The organism is Candidatus Poriferisocius sp. (assembly GCF_965204145.1).
Lineage (GTDB): Bacteria > Actinomycetota > Acidimicrobiia > Acidimicrobiales > Bin134 > Poriferisocius.
Map to the genome: position 1 here is coordinate 3,319,599 of NZ_OZ241977.1, position 15,190 is coordinate 3,334,788.

Genomic DNA, 15,190 nt, shown 5'->3' on the forward strand with positions numbered 1-15,190 from the left:
ATTGGCCTTTCCCCTTGATGGGCTGTTCAGTTGTCTAGCAACTTCAACTGGTGCTTGAGCCATCGAGTCAGCCACATGTTCTCGGACCGCTCCAGCAAGCGCTGGTGGGTTTGGCGGGATAGCTCTAGAGCTCCGGCATGATCGGGCTGGTGGCCGAGAACGATATCGAGCAAGTGGAGTGCTTCTTCTGGGTTGTCAGCCGCCAGTTTCTCGCCGGCTCGATCAACGATCCGCTCCGCGCCGGCCAGCTCCACCAAGTCGGCGTCCACCGACCGGGGGCCGATGTCGTAGAGCTCCGTGGTGGATTCGGCGTGGAACCAGCCGCTGTAGTGCTCCCAGATTGAGCGCACCCCCCACGACACCTTGCCGTAGCCCTCTCCCAGCTCCAGTTCCGGGGGCAGTGAGATCTCTCTCATGAGCGTGCGGACGTCTTTGCCCTCGTTCATCCCCTTCACGGTCTCGTCGTGTACGTAGAGGGTTCCATCGCGAAAGGCGGTCAACTCGGCTTCGATCACGTCCTCGCCGACAACCGGAGCGTGATGTCCGTAGAGGATCATCGCCGGAGCGAGGTCGAGCACCGTCTGAGCCGCCTGGGCGCAAACCAGGGCATCGCGGTAGCGGTCGCCCCGAATGGTGGACAGATTGGGAAAGTGGCCGAACGGGCAGCCGAACAGGTTGCCGGTGAGGCAGATGCGGTTTTGCGGAAGCCAGACGATCAGTGAATCGTTGGTCTCCGCGCCGGGGCATCCGATGAGCACGACGTCCAACCCGCCCACGTTGAGTTCCAGCCGGTCGTCGAAGAGCACATCAGGAGTGGGGGCATCCTGCGGGTTGAAGTGGGTGTATCCGTGGTCGCGGTAATGGCGGTTCATGACCGCGTACTCATCGTCAAAGGCGAACCCGGCACGTTGGGCCCGAAACCAGGCCAGGCGGTTGTCGTAGCTCTGATGTTCGGGGTTCCCGCCTTGGGCAATCACCTCGAGGCCGGGGTAGAGCTCTCGAAAAAAGGCCGTCCCCCCGACGTGGTCCACGTGCCCCTGGGTGAAAACCAGATGTCCGATGGGGGCATCTGAGTGGGTGGAGAGGTTGTGATGGTGGACCGGCGCCTCGATCCCCATGCCCGAGTTGACCAGCACGCTGGGACCCCCGGATTCCAGGAGATAGACGTTGGAGAAACCCTCCGACATCACCACGAAGTCGTTGATCCGCTCACAGCGGCCGAATCTTGCCGGGGTGGGATCCACCGGACGAGAGCGGTAAATCGGTGTGCGCATTCAGGGGTCCCTTCTCTTGTGATGGTCCACGTAGCTCATCCCATCTCCCCTTCGGGCTTAACGCCGAACGCATCGAAGTAGAACTTGAAGCGCTGGCGCATCTTCGACGGATTGACCCCGAAGTCGCCTTCGAGGTCGTAGACGATTTGGCCGTGCTTGCCCCGGGGGTTTGCCCCCACGTAGTCGGTGATCTCTCTTTGAGACTGCTCGGTCTCGGGAAGTTCGGCAGTTTCGTGGACCCGTCTGACCACCGCGGCGTTGTCGGCCATGAAGTCGTGGAAGTGGACATCGACCCGCTGTTCCGGCGGCAGCAGGTGGAAGTGCTCCACCATCCGCCGCAGGAGCCGCTCGATCCGGTCGGGCCAGTACTCGGCCAACTGGGCGATCCTTACCGACTTGCGGGTCATGCGCTGGCCATAGGCCAGCATGGTTATGGCCGATTGGATGACCGACACCGGATCCCGGTAGGTCATCACGTAGGTGGCATCGGGGAACATGGCCCTGAGCTCGGGAAGGTTCTCCAGGTGCATGGGCGACTTCAGCACCCAGCGAGATGGCGAATCGGGAGGCTGACGGTGCAGCAAGAGCTTCAGCATGGTCTTCAGATACTCGTAACGGGGCAGTTGGTCGCTCGCGTAGTAGTGGTCTCGAAAGCGGGGGGCGAAGCTGTTCCATTCGAAGCTGTAGGTTGAGAAATCCGAGTACATGAGCGAGATTTCCTCGTCGATGGTGTCGGGGGCCATGTCGTGCATGGCGGCGATCAAGGGCGCAGACTGAACCGACATCTCCCACCCCTCCGCACTGCGCTGGTACCGGGGGTCGGTGCCATCGGGGAGCATCTCGTCATCAGGTCGGGGCAGCGGTTCACTCGCCTCCCAGCACGGCAGTGAGCGCATTCTGGAGTCGGCAGCCAGCAGATTCACCAGATGGGTTGTCCCGGTGCGGGGGAGCCCGACAACGATGATGGGCTGTCGAATCTCGATGTCGTGCACATCGGGGTGGTGCTTGAGATAGTCCATGACCAGCAAACGGGTACGGGTATAGCCAACGAGTTGTGTTCGCAGCATGAACCGCCCCAGACCATTGATAGTTGGGTCGGTGCCCCAGTCTTCGCAGATGAGGTCGAGGCGCTGGAGGAAGTCATCGGGGCCGTAGTCGCTCATCCCTGCTTCGGCACAGGCATCGGCCAGGATCTCATCTCGGTCGAAAGAGACGGTGAGTGTGTCGCCGAATTCTCGGGCGCTGATTTGGAACTCAGTCAGCTCTGGTTCGGCGAGATCGGCGATTCGGATTTCGTTCACGGGCACTCTCTCAACAAGCGTTCTATGGGAGTCGGTTGATCATTCTAAGTTCCGGAAGTGGCGTCAAAGATGGGAGTCAGTCTTCGAGGTCTTCGATGTTGCGGGGCCAATCGTCTTTGAGGAGACGGGATAGGGAGCGGTCGGCCAGGATGCGGCCGTCGGTTTGGCACTGGGGGCAGTAGTTGACCTCGTTGTCGGCATAGACGATCCGCTGAACCGGGACCGCACATATCGGACAGGGCTGGCCGTACTTGCCGTGGACGGCCATGTCGTCGTGGAAGGCAGTGACCTTATCTGGGAAGCCGTCGCCCACCGTTTGGCGATGGCGCTCGGTCCAGTCGACCAGCGTGGTTCGAGTGGCCTCATAGAGCCGGGCGACCTCGTCGCTATCGAGATTTTCGGTGCGTTGCACCGGGGACAACCCGGCGTGGAACAGGATCTCGTCGCTGTAGGCGTTGCCGATGCCGCTGAACACGGTGGGATCGCAGAGGGCCCGCTTCAGCGTGCGGTTGCGCCCAGTCAGGGCGTCGCGGAACTCGGCCTCGCCCACTTCTAGTGGCTCCACCCCGCCCCGGTCGTGTTGTTCGATCAACGCGTCGGCCCCTCGGATCAGCCACAGCGATGCCTTCTTGCGCTTGCTGGCCTCGGTGAGCACCAGGGTGCCGTGGTCGAAGTCGAAGGCGGCTAACCCGATCTTCCCCGGCGGCTTAGCCCCCACCTCATCCCGCCACCGCAACCGCCCCGCCACCATCAAATGGATCACTAGGAATAGTTCGTCAGCCCCACCTAGTTCCAGCACCAGCCGCTTGCCCAACCGCTGGGTGCCGACCACCTTTCGCCCCTCAGCCTCGTTGATCGGAGGATCAAACGTCTGAAGCAGGCTGATGCCGACTATTCGGATCTTGCGCAGCTCCCGGCCCACCACATGCCGATCCAGCGCCTCCAGATAGACCACCACATCAGGCAGCTCAGGCATTTCAGCAATGCCGCTCTGTCTGGACCATCAGCCAGAGATTACGGCTTGGGTTCAGGGTTCGTAGCGGTAGCGGATGGGGCACTGGTCGACATGGTTGACCATGACCCGGGGTAGCCAGCGAGGTTCGGCGGTGAGCTCGAGGTCGCGGGTGTGGCGGGCAATGATCGCGGCGGTCTCTTGGAGTTCGGCCCGAGCGAGCGCCTGACCAAGGCAGAAGTGCGGGCCCATGCTGAAGGTGAACGACCAAACCGTGGGGTCGCGGGTGATGTCGAATCGGTTGGGATCGGAGTAGCGGGCCGGGTCTCGGTTGGGACCGCCGATGATGATGCTGAGCGGCTCACCCGCTTCAAATTGAAGCCCTCCGGCCTCTGCGGCGGTGTTTGCCTTGTTGCCGCTGGCGTAGAACGCGGGCCGGTAGCGGAGCACCTCCTCCACCGCACCCCGTTTGAGCCTTTCGGGGTCGTGGCGCAGCAGTTCCAGCTGGTCTGGGTGGCGGGCGAACTGGAGGAACGTGCTGGTCATCATGCTGGCCGTGGTCTCAATGGCGCCGCCGAAGATGTTGGTGAACAGCACGATCAGCTCATCATGGCTCAGCCGGTGGCCATCCTCCTCGGCTTCGATCAACCGGGTGAGCAGGTCATCGCGCGGGTTTGACCGTCGGCTCTCCACCAATTCGCCAACAAAGGACATTAGAGCGGCGAATGTGTCGTTGGCCCGGTCCCGGATCTCTTGGGTCACGTTGGGGCCGAAGGCGTCGGCACCCGCTCCTGCCATCTGCTTTCCGATGTTGGCTGCTTCGTCCATCTCTATGTCGAGGAAAGCAACCACCGACATGAATGGGATGGCGGTGATCTCCTTTCTGACGTCGAACTCGCCTGATTCTGCATGCCGCTCAAGAAGCGCCCGAACGTGCTCGCGGGTCACCGGGCGGACCTTTTCCACTGATTTCGGAGTCAGGGCTCGGTTCACCAGGCTCCGGAGTCGGCGGTGGTCCTCGCCATTGCGGGCGCCTATCGAATAGCGCCGCCACTCATACAGCGGGTCACCGGGCTTGAAGCCTCGCTTTTCGATGTACTCAAGACCTTCATTCTCAAACTCGGGGCGCTTCTTGATCTCCTCGGCATCAGACCAGAGCAAAATGGCTTTCATGCCGTCGGGGGTTACGGCGGTGCGGTGATGGTCCCGAAGCTCGGCGATGATCGGATAGGGGTCAGCCCAGTAGGCGTCATCATCGAGCGGGATGACCGGTGCGGCGGCAACTGGCACGCGCGGGATCTTAGGGCAGGGCGATGAGGGTGCCTTCGGTGAAGTGGGTGATGGCGGCGGGGTAGATACCGAACAGGAGCGTGGCCGCGGCGGTGAGGCCGAGGGCAGCCACTAGGGAAGGAGGTACCCGCAGAGACGAGGTGTCGGCCTCTTCGGGGGCGTCCTCGAACCACATCATGCGGGCCACCTTGGCGTAGTAGAACAGCGCAATTACCGAGTTGACTGCGGCGATGGCGGCCAGGGAGTAGCCCCAGCCGGTGTCGGCTTCCACCACGGCCCGGAACACCGCGAACTTGGCGAACCAGCCGCCCAGCGGGGGGATTCCAGCCAGGGAGAATAGGAAGATGGTCATGAGGATGGTCATGCCTGGGGCGTATTTGAACAACCCGGCATACGAGCGAATCTCACCTGAAGCGGTGCGGCGGGCCACGGCGATGATCACCGCGAAGGCCCCCAGGTTCATGGCGGCGTAGATCAGTACGTAGATGATCACCGCGGAGAGGGCTTCGCCCCCGATATCGCCGGCCACGGCCAGGGGGGCCAGCATGAAGCCAGCCTGCGACACCCCGGAGTAGGCCATGAGGCGCACGATGTTCTCTTGGCGCAGGGCGATGAGGTTTCCGGCAGTCATCGAGCCTACGGCCAGGATCCACAGCAGCGGCTGGTATACGTCGTCCCGTCCCGGGAATCCGGCGTGCACCAGTTGCATGAGGGCCACGAACCCGGCTGCTTTGGAGGCCACGGCCAAGAAGGCGGTCACCGGCGTGGGCGCGCCCTCGTAGGTGTCGGGTGCCCACATGTGGAAGGGGAAACCCGACACCTTGAAGGCGAATCCGACGATCACGAAGATGATGGCCAGAATGACCACCGGGTCGGCATCGCCGCCCGACACTGCGTCGGAGATGACCGAAAGACGGGTATCGCCGGCCAGCCCGAACAGCAGCGACATGCCGTACAGCATGATGGCCGAGGCGAACACCCCCATCAGGTAGTACTTGAGCCCGGCCTCGTTGCTCTTGGGGTCGGCCTTGCGCCATGCCGCCAGCAAGTAGGCGGGAATCGACAGCAGCTCCAGAGCCACGAAGATGGTCACCAGATCGCGGGCCGATGCCATCAGCACCATGCCCATCACCGCCGACAGCATCAAGCCGTAGTACTCGTTCTCCCAGTAGTCGCCTTCGGCCACGTAGTTGGTGGACAACAGCACCACGATGTAGGCGACCACGATGAACATGGCCTTCAGAATCAGCGCGAAGTCGTCCACCACGAAGGCGCCGCCGAACATCTCCCGGGTGGTCCCATCGGCGGCCAGGGTCACGATTGGGATCAGCGCCACCAGCAGCCCGATGCCGGCCAGCGCCGAGGTGTAGGCCCGTCCCCGCTCCAACAGCACGATGTCGAGCAGGGTGACCACCGCGCCCACTCCCAGCAGGGTGAGCTCGGGCGCGACGGCGTGCCAATCGATGTCCGGTCGGACGAAGCCGACGATCGATGGCAGGGACGAGAGCATCGGTATGGCCTACTTACCTACCGCCGCGTCGAAGCACGTTCCGCTGGTCGCGGAGTCCAGGCATTCGCTGAGCGAGTTGACCACCGCGGGATCGGTAGCCCCGAACAGCAGGTGGGGGTACACGCCCAGCACCAGAATCAGGATGAGCAGCGGCGCCCAGGCCATGTACTCGGAGACAGTGGCGTCATGCACGTGGGGGTCGTTGGCGAACTCCTCTCGAGGGGTTCCAAAGGCCGTCTTCTGCAGCATCCACAGCAGATAGCCGGCGGCCAGCACCGTGCCCAGGGCGGCGATCACCATGTACGACCGGAAGGTCTCCTCGGCCAGCACTGCGGCGGGGTTGTAGGAGGCCAGGATGGCGGGGAACTCGCCCCAGAACCCGGCCAGGCCGGGCAGCCCCAGCGAGGCCATGGCGCAGAACCCGAGGATCCAGCCCATGCGGGGGGCCTGCACCAGCAAGCCGCCCAGCCGGGACATGTCCAGGGTGTGGTAGCGCTCCTTCACTGATCCGGCCAAGAAGAAGAGCATCCCGGTGATGAGCCCGTGGGCCACCATTCCGAACACCGCGGCGTTGATGCCGAAGTCGGTGAGGGTGGCGATGCCCAGCATCACGAAGCCCATGTGGGCCACCGACGAGAACGCCACCAGCCGTTTCAAGTCCCGCTGGGCCAAACAGCCCAATGCGCCGTAGATGATCCCGATCACCGCCAGCAGCCCGATGAACGGGGCCCACTCGGCGGCGGCCTCGGGCAGGATGGGGATGGCGATGCGGACGAATCCGTAGGTGCCCAGCTTTAACAGCACCGCGGCCAGGATCACTGACCCCACTGTGGGGGCCTCGGTGTGGGCATCCGGCAGCCAGGTGTGGAACGGGAACATGGGCACCTTGATGCCGAATCCCAGGAACATGCCGCCGAATACCCAGACTTGCGACGACTTGGCGATGCCGGCGGCCGCCTCGGGCAGCAGCCGCATGTCGAAGGTACCGGCATCGGCCAAGAAGTACAGGGCCAAGAAGCTCACCAGCATCAGCGCTGAGCCGAACAGGGTGAATAAGAAGAACTTGATGGCGGCGTAGCGCCGGTTCTCGCCGCCCCACACCCCGATCATGAAGTACATGGGCAACAGCACCACTTCGAAGAACACGAAGAACAGGATCAGGTCTTGGGCCGCAAAAGTGCCGATCATCCCGGTTTCCAGGATGAGCAGCAGGATCAAGAACGCTTTGGGGTTGTGCGGTTCGGGGAAGTGGTTCCAGGAGTAGATCACGCACAAGGGCACGATCAGCATGGTGAGCAGCATCAGCGGCAGGGAGATGCCGTCGACGCCCATGATGTAGCGGGAGTCGATGACGTCTATCCAGCCCTTGTCCACCACGAAGTTGAGGGCGCCGAAGTTGTCGTTGTCGATGAACTGGATCAACAGCAGCAAGCCGAAGACGGCCACCGCCAAGGTGGTGGCCAAGGCGATCAGCTTGTGAAGCTGCTCTCGGTCCTTGGGGATGAGCAGCATGACGGCCGCGCCGATGATCGGCAGGAACGTCGGGATACTCAGCCCCCAGTCGTTGAGAAATTCACCCATATGTATGTGCGCTCCCTAGATGACGATGATGAAGATGCCGGCCAGGATGGTGGCGGCGGCGAACATGATGGCGGCGTACTGCTGCACCTTGCCGGTTTGGATGCGGCGCAGCTCCTCCCCCGAGCTGTCGGAGATCTTCCCGGTGGCGTTGACGATTCCGTCCACCACCAGCTGGTCAACCTTGTGGTAGACGATTTCGCCGGCCTGCACTGAGCGGGTGCCGGCCTCGTTCACCACCCGGTCGATCACGTTCTGGTTGGTCCAGTACGCCGCCTTGGCCAAAGGCCCTTTGACGAAGCCGACTATCACGGTGGTGTACAGCCAGTCGAGGTAGTACTTGTTGACCAGGATTCGGTGGCCGAGGCGGGCCACTGCCGATCTCGAAGTGGGGCCATCGGGCAGTTCGGTGGCAGTCGGACTCACTGCCCGAACCCGGACGAAATAGTAGTAGTAGGCCGCACCGATGCCGATCAGGGCCACGATCACCGACACGATGGCCAGCGTCCAAGACGGGGTGGCGTGCTTGATGGCCGGGAAGTAGCTCACGCCGACGGGCTCCACCCACTGGAGGAACTTCTCCTCCCATGACGCGGGAACGAGCTGGAAGCCGGCCGGGAAGTTGATGAACCCGGCTACCACGGCCAATCCGCCCAGGATCCACAGCGGCACGGTGATCCGGGGGCCAGACTCATGGGGGGTGCCGTGGCCCCGGAACTCGCCGAAGAAGGTGAGGTACACCACCCGGGTCATGTAGGCCCCGGTGAGCGCCGCGGTGATCATGCCCATGGCCAGCATCACGGTGTAGGCCCCGTTGCCCCCGGTGCCGCCGAACAGGCCCCAGCCGCCGGTGCCCACCAGAATCTCGTCTTTCGACCAGAATCCCGACAGTATGGGCAACCCGGCCAGCGCCACCGTGCCGATCATGAACGTGCGGTAGGTGTGGGGCATGGCCTTGCGCAGGCCGCCCATGTCCTTCTTCATGTCGAAGGAGTGCACGGCGTGGCTGACCGAGCCCGAGCCCAGGAACAGGCAGGCCTTGAAGAAGGCGTGGGTGAACAGGTGGAACAGGGCCGCGGTCCATGCCCCCACGCCCAGGGCCAGCACCATGTAACCCAGCTGGGAGACGGTGGAATAGGCCAGCACTCGCTTGATGTCGTTTTGAACGAAGGCCAGGGTGGCGCCCACCAGGGTGGTCAAGCCGCCGATCAGAGCCAGCGTGTTGATGCTGGAACCGCCGATGGAGAAGCCCTCGAAGAACACCCCGTAGAGCCGGGCCACCATGAAGATGCCGGCCACCACCATGGTGGCGGCGTGGATGAGGGCCGACACCGGGGTGGGCCCGGCCATGGCGTCGGGCAGCCAGGTGTGGAGGAAGAACTGCCCCGACTTGGAGATGACCGCGGCGGTGAGGCACAGCGCGGCGGCCAGCGTGACCGTGTGGCTCATGGTGCCGGTGATGGCGGCCTCGTTCACCCCGATCACGCTGAAGGTGCCCGCGCCGAAGAACAGAATCGACACCCCGATGATGAGGCCCATGTCGCCCACCCGGTTGGTGAAGAAGGCCTTGAGGGCGGCGTCGGAGTTGTCCTTCTCCTCCCACCAGTGGCCGATGAGCACGAAGGAGCACACCCCGACCAGCTCCCAGCCCACCAGCATCTGGAGGGTGGTGGAGGCGGTGACGAAGAAGAGCATCGACGCGGTGAACAGGCTCAAGAAGGCGAAGAAATGGGTGTAGCGGCGGTCGCCGGCCACGTAGTCGGTGGAGTAGATGTGCACCAGCAGCGACACCACGGTGACCACGAAGATCATCATCACGGCCAGGCCGTCGATCATGATGCCCGCGCCGATGGCCTTGTTGTCGTTGGTGAGCCAGGTGATCGATCCGGTGAGCGCGCCGCCCGCGCCGCCCTCCACCTCGCTGATCCACTGGATGGCGGTGATCAGGCCGAAGACGAATGAGGCCCCGACCGCGGCGATGCCGATCTCAGAGCCTCCTCGGGGGAACCGCTTGCCGAACAGCAGGATCAGCAGGAACGACACCGCGGGGAACAGCCAGATCAGCCAGGCGTTCTCCAGGAACCAGCCGGAGGCGGCGACGGCCTTGCCCGCGGTTTCGGCGGCGGCGATGTTCGCAGTCAGCACCGGTCCATCACCCCTTCATCAGATCGACTTGGTCCAAGTCGATGGATCGACGGTTCCGGTACAGCAGGAGAACAATGGCCAGGCCGATTCCCACCTCGGCGGCGGCCACGGTGATCACGAACAGGGCGAAGATCTGGCCCATGACCGTGTCGTGGAACGCCCCGAAGGCGATCAGGTTGATGTTCACGGCGTTGAGGATGAGCTCGATGGACATGAGCACCAGCACGCCGTTGCGGCGGGCCAGCACGCCGTAGACCCCGATGCAGAACAACACCGCGCCCAGGAGGAGCATCTCATTTAACAGCATCAGAGATCGGCTCCCGAGGCGAACGAACTCAGCGCGACAAACATCAGCCGCCCTCCTCTCGGCGGGCGATCACGATGGCGCCGATGAGGGCGGCCAATAGCAGCACCGACACCGCTTCGAAGGGCACGATGTACTGGGAGAACAGCTCGTCGGACACCTGCGCGGTGGTTTGCGGGCTGGCGTCGATCTTGACGTCCTCGAAGCGGTCCACCAGTGCGCCGATCATCACGGCCAACAGCAGAAGGGCGGTCAGTATGGCGGGGAACTTGCGCTTGTGGTCGGTCTCTTCGTCCTGGTCGAAGTCCGACCGGGTGAGCATGATCCCGAACAAGAACAGCACGATCACCGCGCCGATGTAGATGAGCACTTGGGTGATGCCGGTGAACTCGGCACCCACCAGCAGGAACAGGGCGGCCACCCCGGCCAGCACGATCACCAGGTACAGGGCGGCGTGGACGATGTCGCGGGTGGTCACCACCCGCAGGGCGGAGGCCACCATCACCGCGGCGATGATCCCGAAGGCGACGTGCTCGGCGATCACCGGGGAACCTTCAACACCTTCTGTTCGGATCCGGGCTCATAGGACTCGAAGTCGGGAACGGTGTCCATCCACTCGCTGAGGCGCTCTTTGTCGTGGAGCAGGTCGGCAATGCGGGGCTCGGAGTACTCGTATTCGGGGCTCCAGAACAGCGCCTCGAACGGGCAGACCTCCACGCAGATGCCGCAGTACATGCACAGGGCGTAATCGATGTCGAAGCGGTCGAGCGCGTTCTTCTGTCGGGGCTTGCCCCCTTCGCGGCGCGGCGGCGCCAGGTACTTGTGGCCCTCGATGTAGATGCACCAGTCGGGGCACTCACGGGCGCACAGCATGCAGGCGGTGCAGTTCTCCTCGTGGAGGGCGATCACCCCTCGAGCCCGGTCGGCGGGCATCTCCTTGACGTGGGGGTACTGCACGGTGTGGGCGTGGTTGGAGGGGGCGGGCACCACGGGGGGACCGTCACCGAACAGGGTGCGGAACATAGTGCGGGCGGTGACCTTCAGCCCCGTTATCAGTCCTGGTACCAGTGCCATGGCGAGCTCCTACAAAACGACCTTGAAAATACCGGTGACAACGATGTTCACCAGTGACAACGGGATGAGGAACTTCCAGGCGAGGCGCTGAAGCTGGTCCTCTCGCAGCCGCGGATAGGTGAAACGGAACCAGAAGATCAGCGCGGCCACGGCCAAGACCTTCACCAGCATGATGACCGGTCCGGCGATGTTGAACCCCCAGTGGGTGAGGTCGCCCCACGGCAGGGCCCAGCCGCCCAGGAACAGAACTGCGGCCAGCGCAGCAAAGGCAAAGGCGGTGCCGAACTCGCCCATGAAGAAGAACAGGAATCGGAAGCCGGTGTACTCCACCTGGTAGCCGCCCACGATCTCCGACTCGGCCACCGGCATGTCGAACGGCGGCTGGGTGGTCTCGGCCTGCACTGCCACCAGGAAGATGAAGAAGCCCACGAACTGGGTGATGATGAACGGGTTGCCGATGCCGCCCCACCCGAAGATCTCCCCGTTGGCCTGGGCGGTGACGATCTTCTGAAGATCCAGCGTGCCGGCCTGGATGACCACGCCCATCACCGCCAGCACCAGCGGCAGCTCGTAGGCGATGAGCTGCCCGGCAGCCCGCAAGCCCCCCATGAGGGCGTATTTGTTGGCCGAAGCCCATCCGGCCATCAAGATGCCCACCACCGACAGCGACGACACCGCCAGGGCGTAGAAGATGCCCACATCCAACTGGGCCACCACCGCGTCGGGGCCGGTGGGGATCACCACGTAGATCAAGAAGGTGGAGACCAGCACCACCAGCGGGGCCAAGGCGAACACCGTCCGGTCGGCCTTCTCTGGGAAGATGTCCTCTTTCTGAATGAACTTCAGCCCGTCGGCCAGCAGTTGGAGAGTGCCGTAGGGGCCGGCCTCCATGGGGCCCAGCCGGCTCTGCATGAAGCTCATCATCTTCAGAAGGAACACATAGCCCAACACCAGCGCGGCGGTGGGGACGACCAGGGCGACCACTCCCAGTTTGATGATGGTCGACGCCCAGTAGGGAATTTCGACAGCCAGCAGGCTTGACATCGCGGCGGCCCCGGTCATCGGTCGATGTCTCCGAGGATGAAGTACAGGCTGGCCAGAATCGTGATGATGTCGGGCACGTACACGCCCTTGAGCAACCACGGGGTGATGGAGATGTTGGAGAAGCTGGCCGAGCGGATCTTGACCCGGAACGGCACCAAGTCGCCCTTGCTCACGATGTAGTAGCCCATCTCGCCGAGCGGGTTCTCGGTGGCGGCGTAGGCCTCCCCCGCGGGAACCTTGATGATGCGGGGAACCTTGGCCATGATCGGGCCTGAGGGCAGCCCGTCCAAGAGCTGATCCACGATATGGGTGGCCTCTCGGGTCTCTTGGAGCCTCACCCAGTAGCGGGCGAAGGAGTCGCCGTCGGGGTGGGTCCACACCTTCCAGTCCACCTGGTCGTAGGCCAGGGCCTCATGGCCGTCGCGGCGCAGGTCCCAATCCACCCCGCTGGCTCGGATGTTGGCACCTGAGAGGCCGTAAGCCAGGCCGACCGCGGGGGGCACGATGCCGATGCCCCGGCTGCGGGCCTGGAAGATCTCATTGCCCAGCACCAGCTCTTCGAACTCGTCGCAGAAGTCCCGCATCTTCTCCATGACCTGCTTGGTGTCCTCGATCCAGCCCTTGGGCAGGTCGTCTTTGAGGCCCCCGATGCGGTCGAAGTTGGGATGGAAGCGCCCGCCGGTGGCCGCCTCGATCTGGTTGAGCACGAACTCTCGGTCTCGGAAGGCCATGAACACCGGGGTGAGGGCCCCGAGCTGCACGGCCATGTCGCCCAGGAACAGGGTGATGTTGGCGATCCGGCTCAACTCGAACAGCACCGTGCGAATCCACTGGGCTCGGGGAGGCGCCTCCACCTCCATGAGCTTCTCGGCGGCCAGGATGAACGGCACTTCGTTGGCGAAGCTGCCCAGCCAGTCGATTCGGTTGATGAGGGTGGTGACCTGGGGGTAGGTGCGCACCTCAGCCAGCTTCTCGTAGCCCCGGTGCATGTAGCCCATGATCGGCTCGGCCTCCACCACCTGCTCGCCGTCGAGACGGGCCACCAGCCGCAGCGTTCCGTGGGTGGCCGGGTGCTGGGGTCCGATGTTGAGGGTCATGCCCTCGGTCTCGATCTCCACGTTCAGCCGGGCGTCGGCGGCCTGGGTGGCCACGTAGGCGAGCTGCTGGCGCTGGTCGGTGCCCACCGCGGTCATGAGTCTTCCTCGCCGGGGAACAGTTCCACGTCCACGATGCCGGGCCACGGCTTCACCCGCCGAGCCAGCAGGGGGAAGTCCTTGCGGAGGGGGTTCCCCTCGAACTCGCCGGGCAGGTAGATGTTGCGGAGGTCGGGGTGGTTGTTGAAGTGGATCCCGAACATCTCCCAGGCCTCGCGCTCGTGCCAATCGGCCCCGGGGTACACCCCGATCAGGGTGTCGATGCTCAGATCGCCGTCGGGAAGGTCGGCCTTGATGGTGATGCCCATGTGCTCGGAAATGGAATAGAGGCGCATCACCATCTGGAACCGGGTCTCGCCGCCGGCATGGCCCTGCTCCATGGGATCGGCCGCTTTGGGCTCGGGGTTGTCCTCTTGGGCGTCCATGTCCCGCCCGAAGGGGGAGGGCAGCCAGTCGATGGCCGAAAGCCAGTCGAAGAACTGGCAGCCCAGGAGGTCGCGCGCCGCGGTGGCCGCATCAGCCCACGAGTCGCGGGCCACCCGCACCCACAAGTCGCTGCCACCGATGATGTGATGCTCGGCGTACCCGTCGCCCAGCGCGTCGGCCAACTGGGAAGCCCAAGCCTCCCGGCGTTCGTCGGGCTGCGGTTCGGCTTCAGCGCTGGTATCGGTGTCAGTCGACGACAATTGGGTCACCTCGCCACCGATCGGCCGGGTCTTCGTTGCTGATGCGCTCCTGAAGCAGCACGATGCCCTCCAGCAGAGCCTCGGGCCGAGGCGGACAGCCGGGAACATATACGTCTACCGGAATGATCTGGTCGACACCCTTGGTCACTGAGTAGGAGTCCCAGTACGGTCCTCCGCAATTGGCGCAGGAGCCCATGGATATGACGTATTTCGGGTCGGGCATCTGCTGGTAGAGGCGGAGAATCGACGGCACCATCTTGTCGGTGACTGTTCCCGAGATCACCACCAAGTCGGCCTGGCGGGGGCTGGCCGGAAACGGGATCACCCCGAGGCGCATGACGTCGTAGCGGGGCGAGCCGATCACCGCGCCCATCTCGATGGCGCAGCAGGCCAGGCCCCATTGGTACATCCAGATGGAGTACTTCCGGCCGAGGTTGAGCAGCTTGGTCAGGGGCTTTGGAGCTTTGCCGCTGGCGACCAGTCCCACTGCCTACCTCAGATCCACCGGAGGACACCCTTTCGCCAGGCGTACACCAGGCCCAGCGCAAGGATGAAGATGAAGATGGCCATCTCGACCAATCCGAACGTGCCGTAGGCCTCCAGCCGGGTGGCCCAGGGGAAGATGAACACCGCCTCGACGTCGAACATCACGAACAGGAGGGCGAACACGTAGTACCGGATGTTGCTCTGCGACCAGCCCAGCCCCACGGGGTCGACGCCGCTCTCGTAGGTGATGTATTTCTGGGGCTGCGACCGGGTGGGTCGCAGCAGGCTTCCCACTCCCAGCATCCCGAAGACCAACGCGCCCGCCAGCACGAGGAAGAAGACGACTAGGAGGTAGTCGCGGAGGAACTCCGACACGGCTCGAAGGTTACCGA

General features: G+C 63.8%; 15 protein-coding genes. All 15 read right to left on the reverse strand.

Annotated features, from left to right (window positions below; genetic code table 11):
• Nucleotides 1-26: 26 nt before the first annotated feature.
• Nucleotides 27-1,274, reverse strand: a complete 1,248-nt coding sequence (locus ACOGI7_RS15560; protein WP_419849649.1) for an alkyl sulfatase dimerization domain-containing protein — start codon at nucleotides 1,272-1,274, stop codon at nucleotides 27-29.
• A gap of 35 nt (nucleotides 1,275-1,309) precedes the next feature.
• On the reverse strand, nucleotides 1,310-2,575 hold the full coding sequence (locus tag ACOGI7_RS15565; RefSeq protein ID WP_419849650.1) for a sulfotransferase family protein: 1,266 nt from the start codon (nucleotides 2,573-2,575) through the stop codon (nucleotides 1,310-1,312).
• 76 nt (nucleotides 2,576-2,651) lie between these two features.
• Entirely contained in the window at nucleotides 2,652-3,551 is a 900-nt protein-coding gene (locus ACOGI7_RS15570) for an Fpg/Nei family DNA glycosylase (RefSeq protein ID WP_419849651.1), read from the reverse strand.
• A gap of 51 nt (nucleotides 3,552-3,602) precedes the next feature.
• On the reverse strand, nucleotides 3,603-4,817 hold the full coding sequence (locus ACOGI7_RS15575; protein WP_419849652.1) for a cytochrome P450: 1,215 nt from the start codon (nucleotides 4,815-4,817) through the stop codon (nucleotides 3,603-3,605).
• A gap of 10 nt (nucleotides 4,818-4,827) precedes the next feature.
• Nucleotides 4,828-6,327 carry an NADH-quinone oxidoreductase subunit N gene (locus tag ACOGI7_RS15580; RefSeq protein WP_419849653.1) on the reverse strand — a complete coding sequence of 500 codons (1,500 nt, stop codon included), beginning with the start codon at nucleotides 6,325-6,327 and terminating at the stop codon, nucleotides 4,828-4,830.
• A 9-nt stretch (nucleotides 6,328-6,336) separates the two neighbouring features.
• Nucleotides 6,337-7,908 (reverse strand): complex I subunit 4 family protein, encoded by a 1,572-nt coding sequence (locus ACOGI7_RS15585; RefSeq protein WP_419849654.1) that lies wholly within the window; start codon nucleotides 7,906-7,908, stop codon nucleotides 6,337-6,339.
• Nucleotides 7,909-7,923: 15 nt separating this feature from the next.
• On the reverse strand, nucleotides 7,924-10,050 hold the full coding sequence (gene nuoL / locus ACOGI7_RS15590; RefSeq protein WP_419849655.1) for an NADH-quinone oxidoreductase subunit L: 2,127 nt from the start codon (nucleotides 10,048-10,050) through the stop codon (nucleotides 7,924-7,926).
• A 7-nt stretch (nucleotides 10,051-10,057) separates the two neighbouring features.
• Nucleotides 10,058-10,357 carry an NADH-quinone oxidoreductase subunit NuoK gene (nuoK, locus tag ACOGI7_RS15595; protein ID WP_419849656.1) on the reverse strand — a complete coding sequence of 100 codons (300 nt, stop codon included), beginning with the start codon at nucleotides 10,355-10,357 and terminating at the stop codon, nucleotides 10,058-10,060.
• A gap of 43 nt (nucleotides 10,358-10,400) precedes the next feature.
• Entirely contained in the window at nucleotides 10,401-10,898 is a 498-nt protein-coding gene (locus ACOGI7_RS15600; RefSeq protein ID WP_419849657.1) for an NADH-quinone oxidoreductase subunit J, read from the reverse strand.
• On the reverse strand, nucleotides 10,895-11,428 hold the full coding sequence (locus ACOGI7_RS15605) for a NuoI/complex I 23 kDa subunit family protein (RefSeq protein ID WP_419849658.1): 534 nt from the start codon (nucleotides 11,426-11,428) through the stop codon (nucleotides 10,895-10,897). The genes ACOGI7_RS15600 and ACOGI7_RS15605 overlap by 4 nt, the downstream gene beginning before the upstream one ends.
• A 9-nt stretch (nucleotides 11,429-11,437) precedes the next feature.
• Complete coding sequence (gene nuoH, locus ACOGI7_RS15610) at nucleotides 11,438-12,490, reverse strand: NADH-quinone oxidoreductase subunit NuoH (protein WP_419849659.1); 1,053 nt, start codon at nucleotides 12,488-12,490, stop codon at nucleotides 11,438-11,440.
• Nucleotides 12,487-13,569: an NADH-quinone oxidoreductase subunit D gene (locus ACOGI7_RS15615; RefSeq protein WP_419851531.1), complete on the reverse strand. Its 1,083-nt coding sequence runs from the start codon at nucleotides 13,567-13,569 to the stop codon at nucleotides 12,487-12,489. The genes nuoH and ACOGI7_RS15615 overlap by 4 nt, the downstream gene beginning before the upstream one ends.
• 92 nt (nucleotides 13,570-13,661) lie before the next feature.
• The gene (locus ACOGI7_RS15620; protein WP_419849660.1) at nucleotides 13,662-14,312 is read right to left on the reverse strand and encodes an NADH-quinone oxidoreductase subunit C; all 651 of its coding nucleotides are present in this window, start codon (nucleotides 14,310-14,312) and stop codon (nucleotides 13,662-13,664) included.
• Entirely contained in the window at nucleotides 14,299-14,799 is a 501-nt protein-coding gene (locus ACOGI7_RS15625) for an NADH-quinone oxidoreductase subunit B (RefSeq protein WP_419849661.1), read from the reverse strand. The genes ACOGI7_RS15620 and ACOGI7_RS15625 overlap by 14 nt, the downstream gene beginning before the upstream one ends.
• 8 nt (nucleotides 14,800-14,807) lie before the next feature.
• Entirely contained in the window at nucleotides 14,808-15,173 is a 366-nt protein-coding gene (locus ACOGI7_RS15630) for an NADH-quinone oxidoreductase subunit A (RefSeq protein WP_419849662.1), read from the reverse strand.
• Nucleotides 15,174-15,190 lie beyond the last annotated feature (17 nt).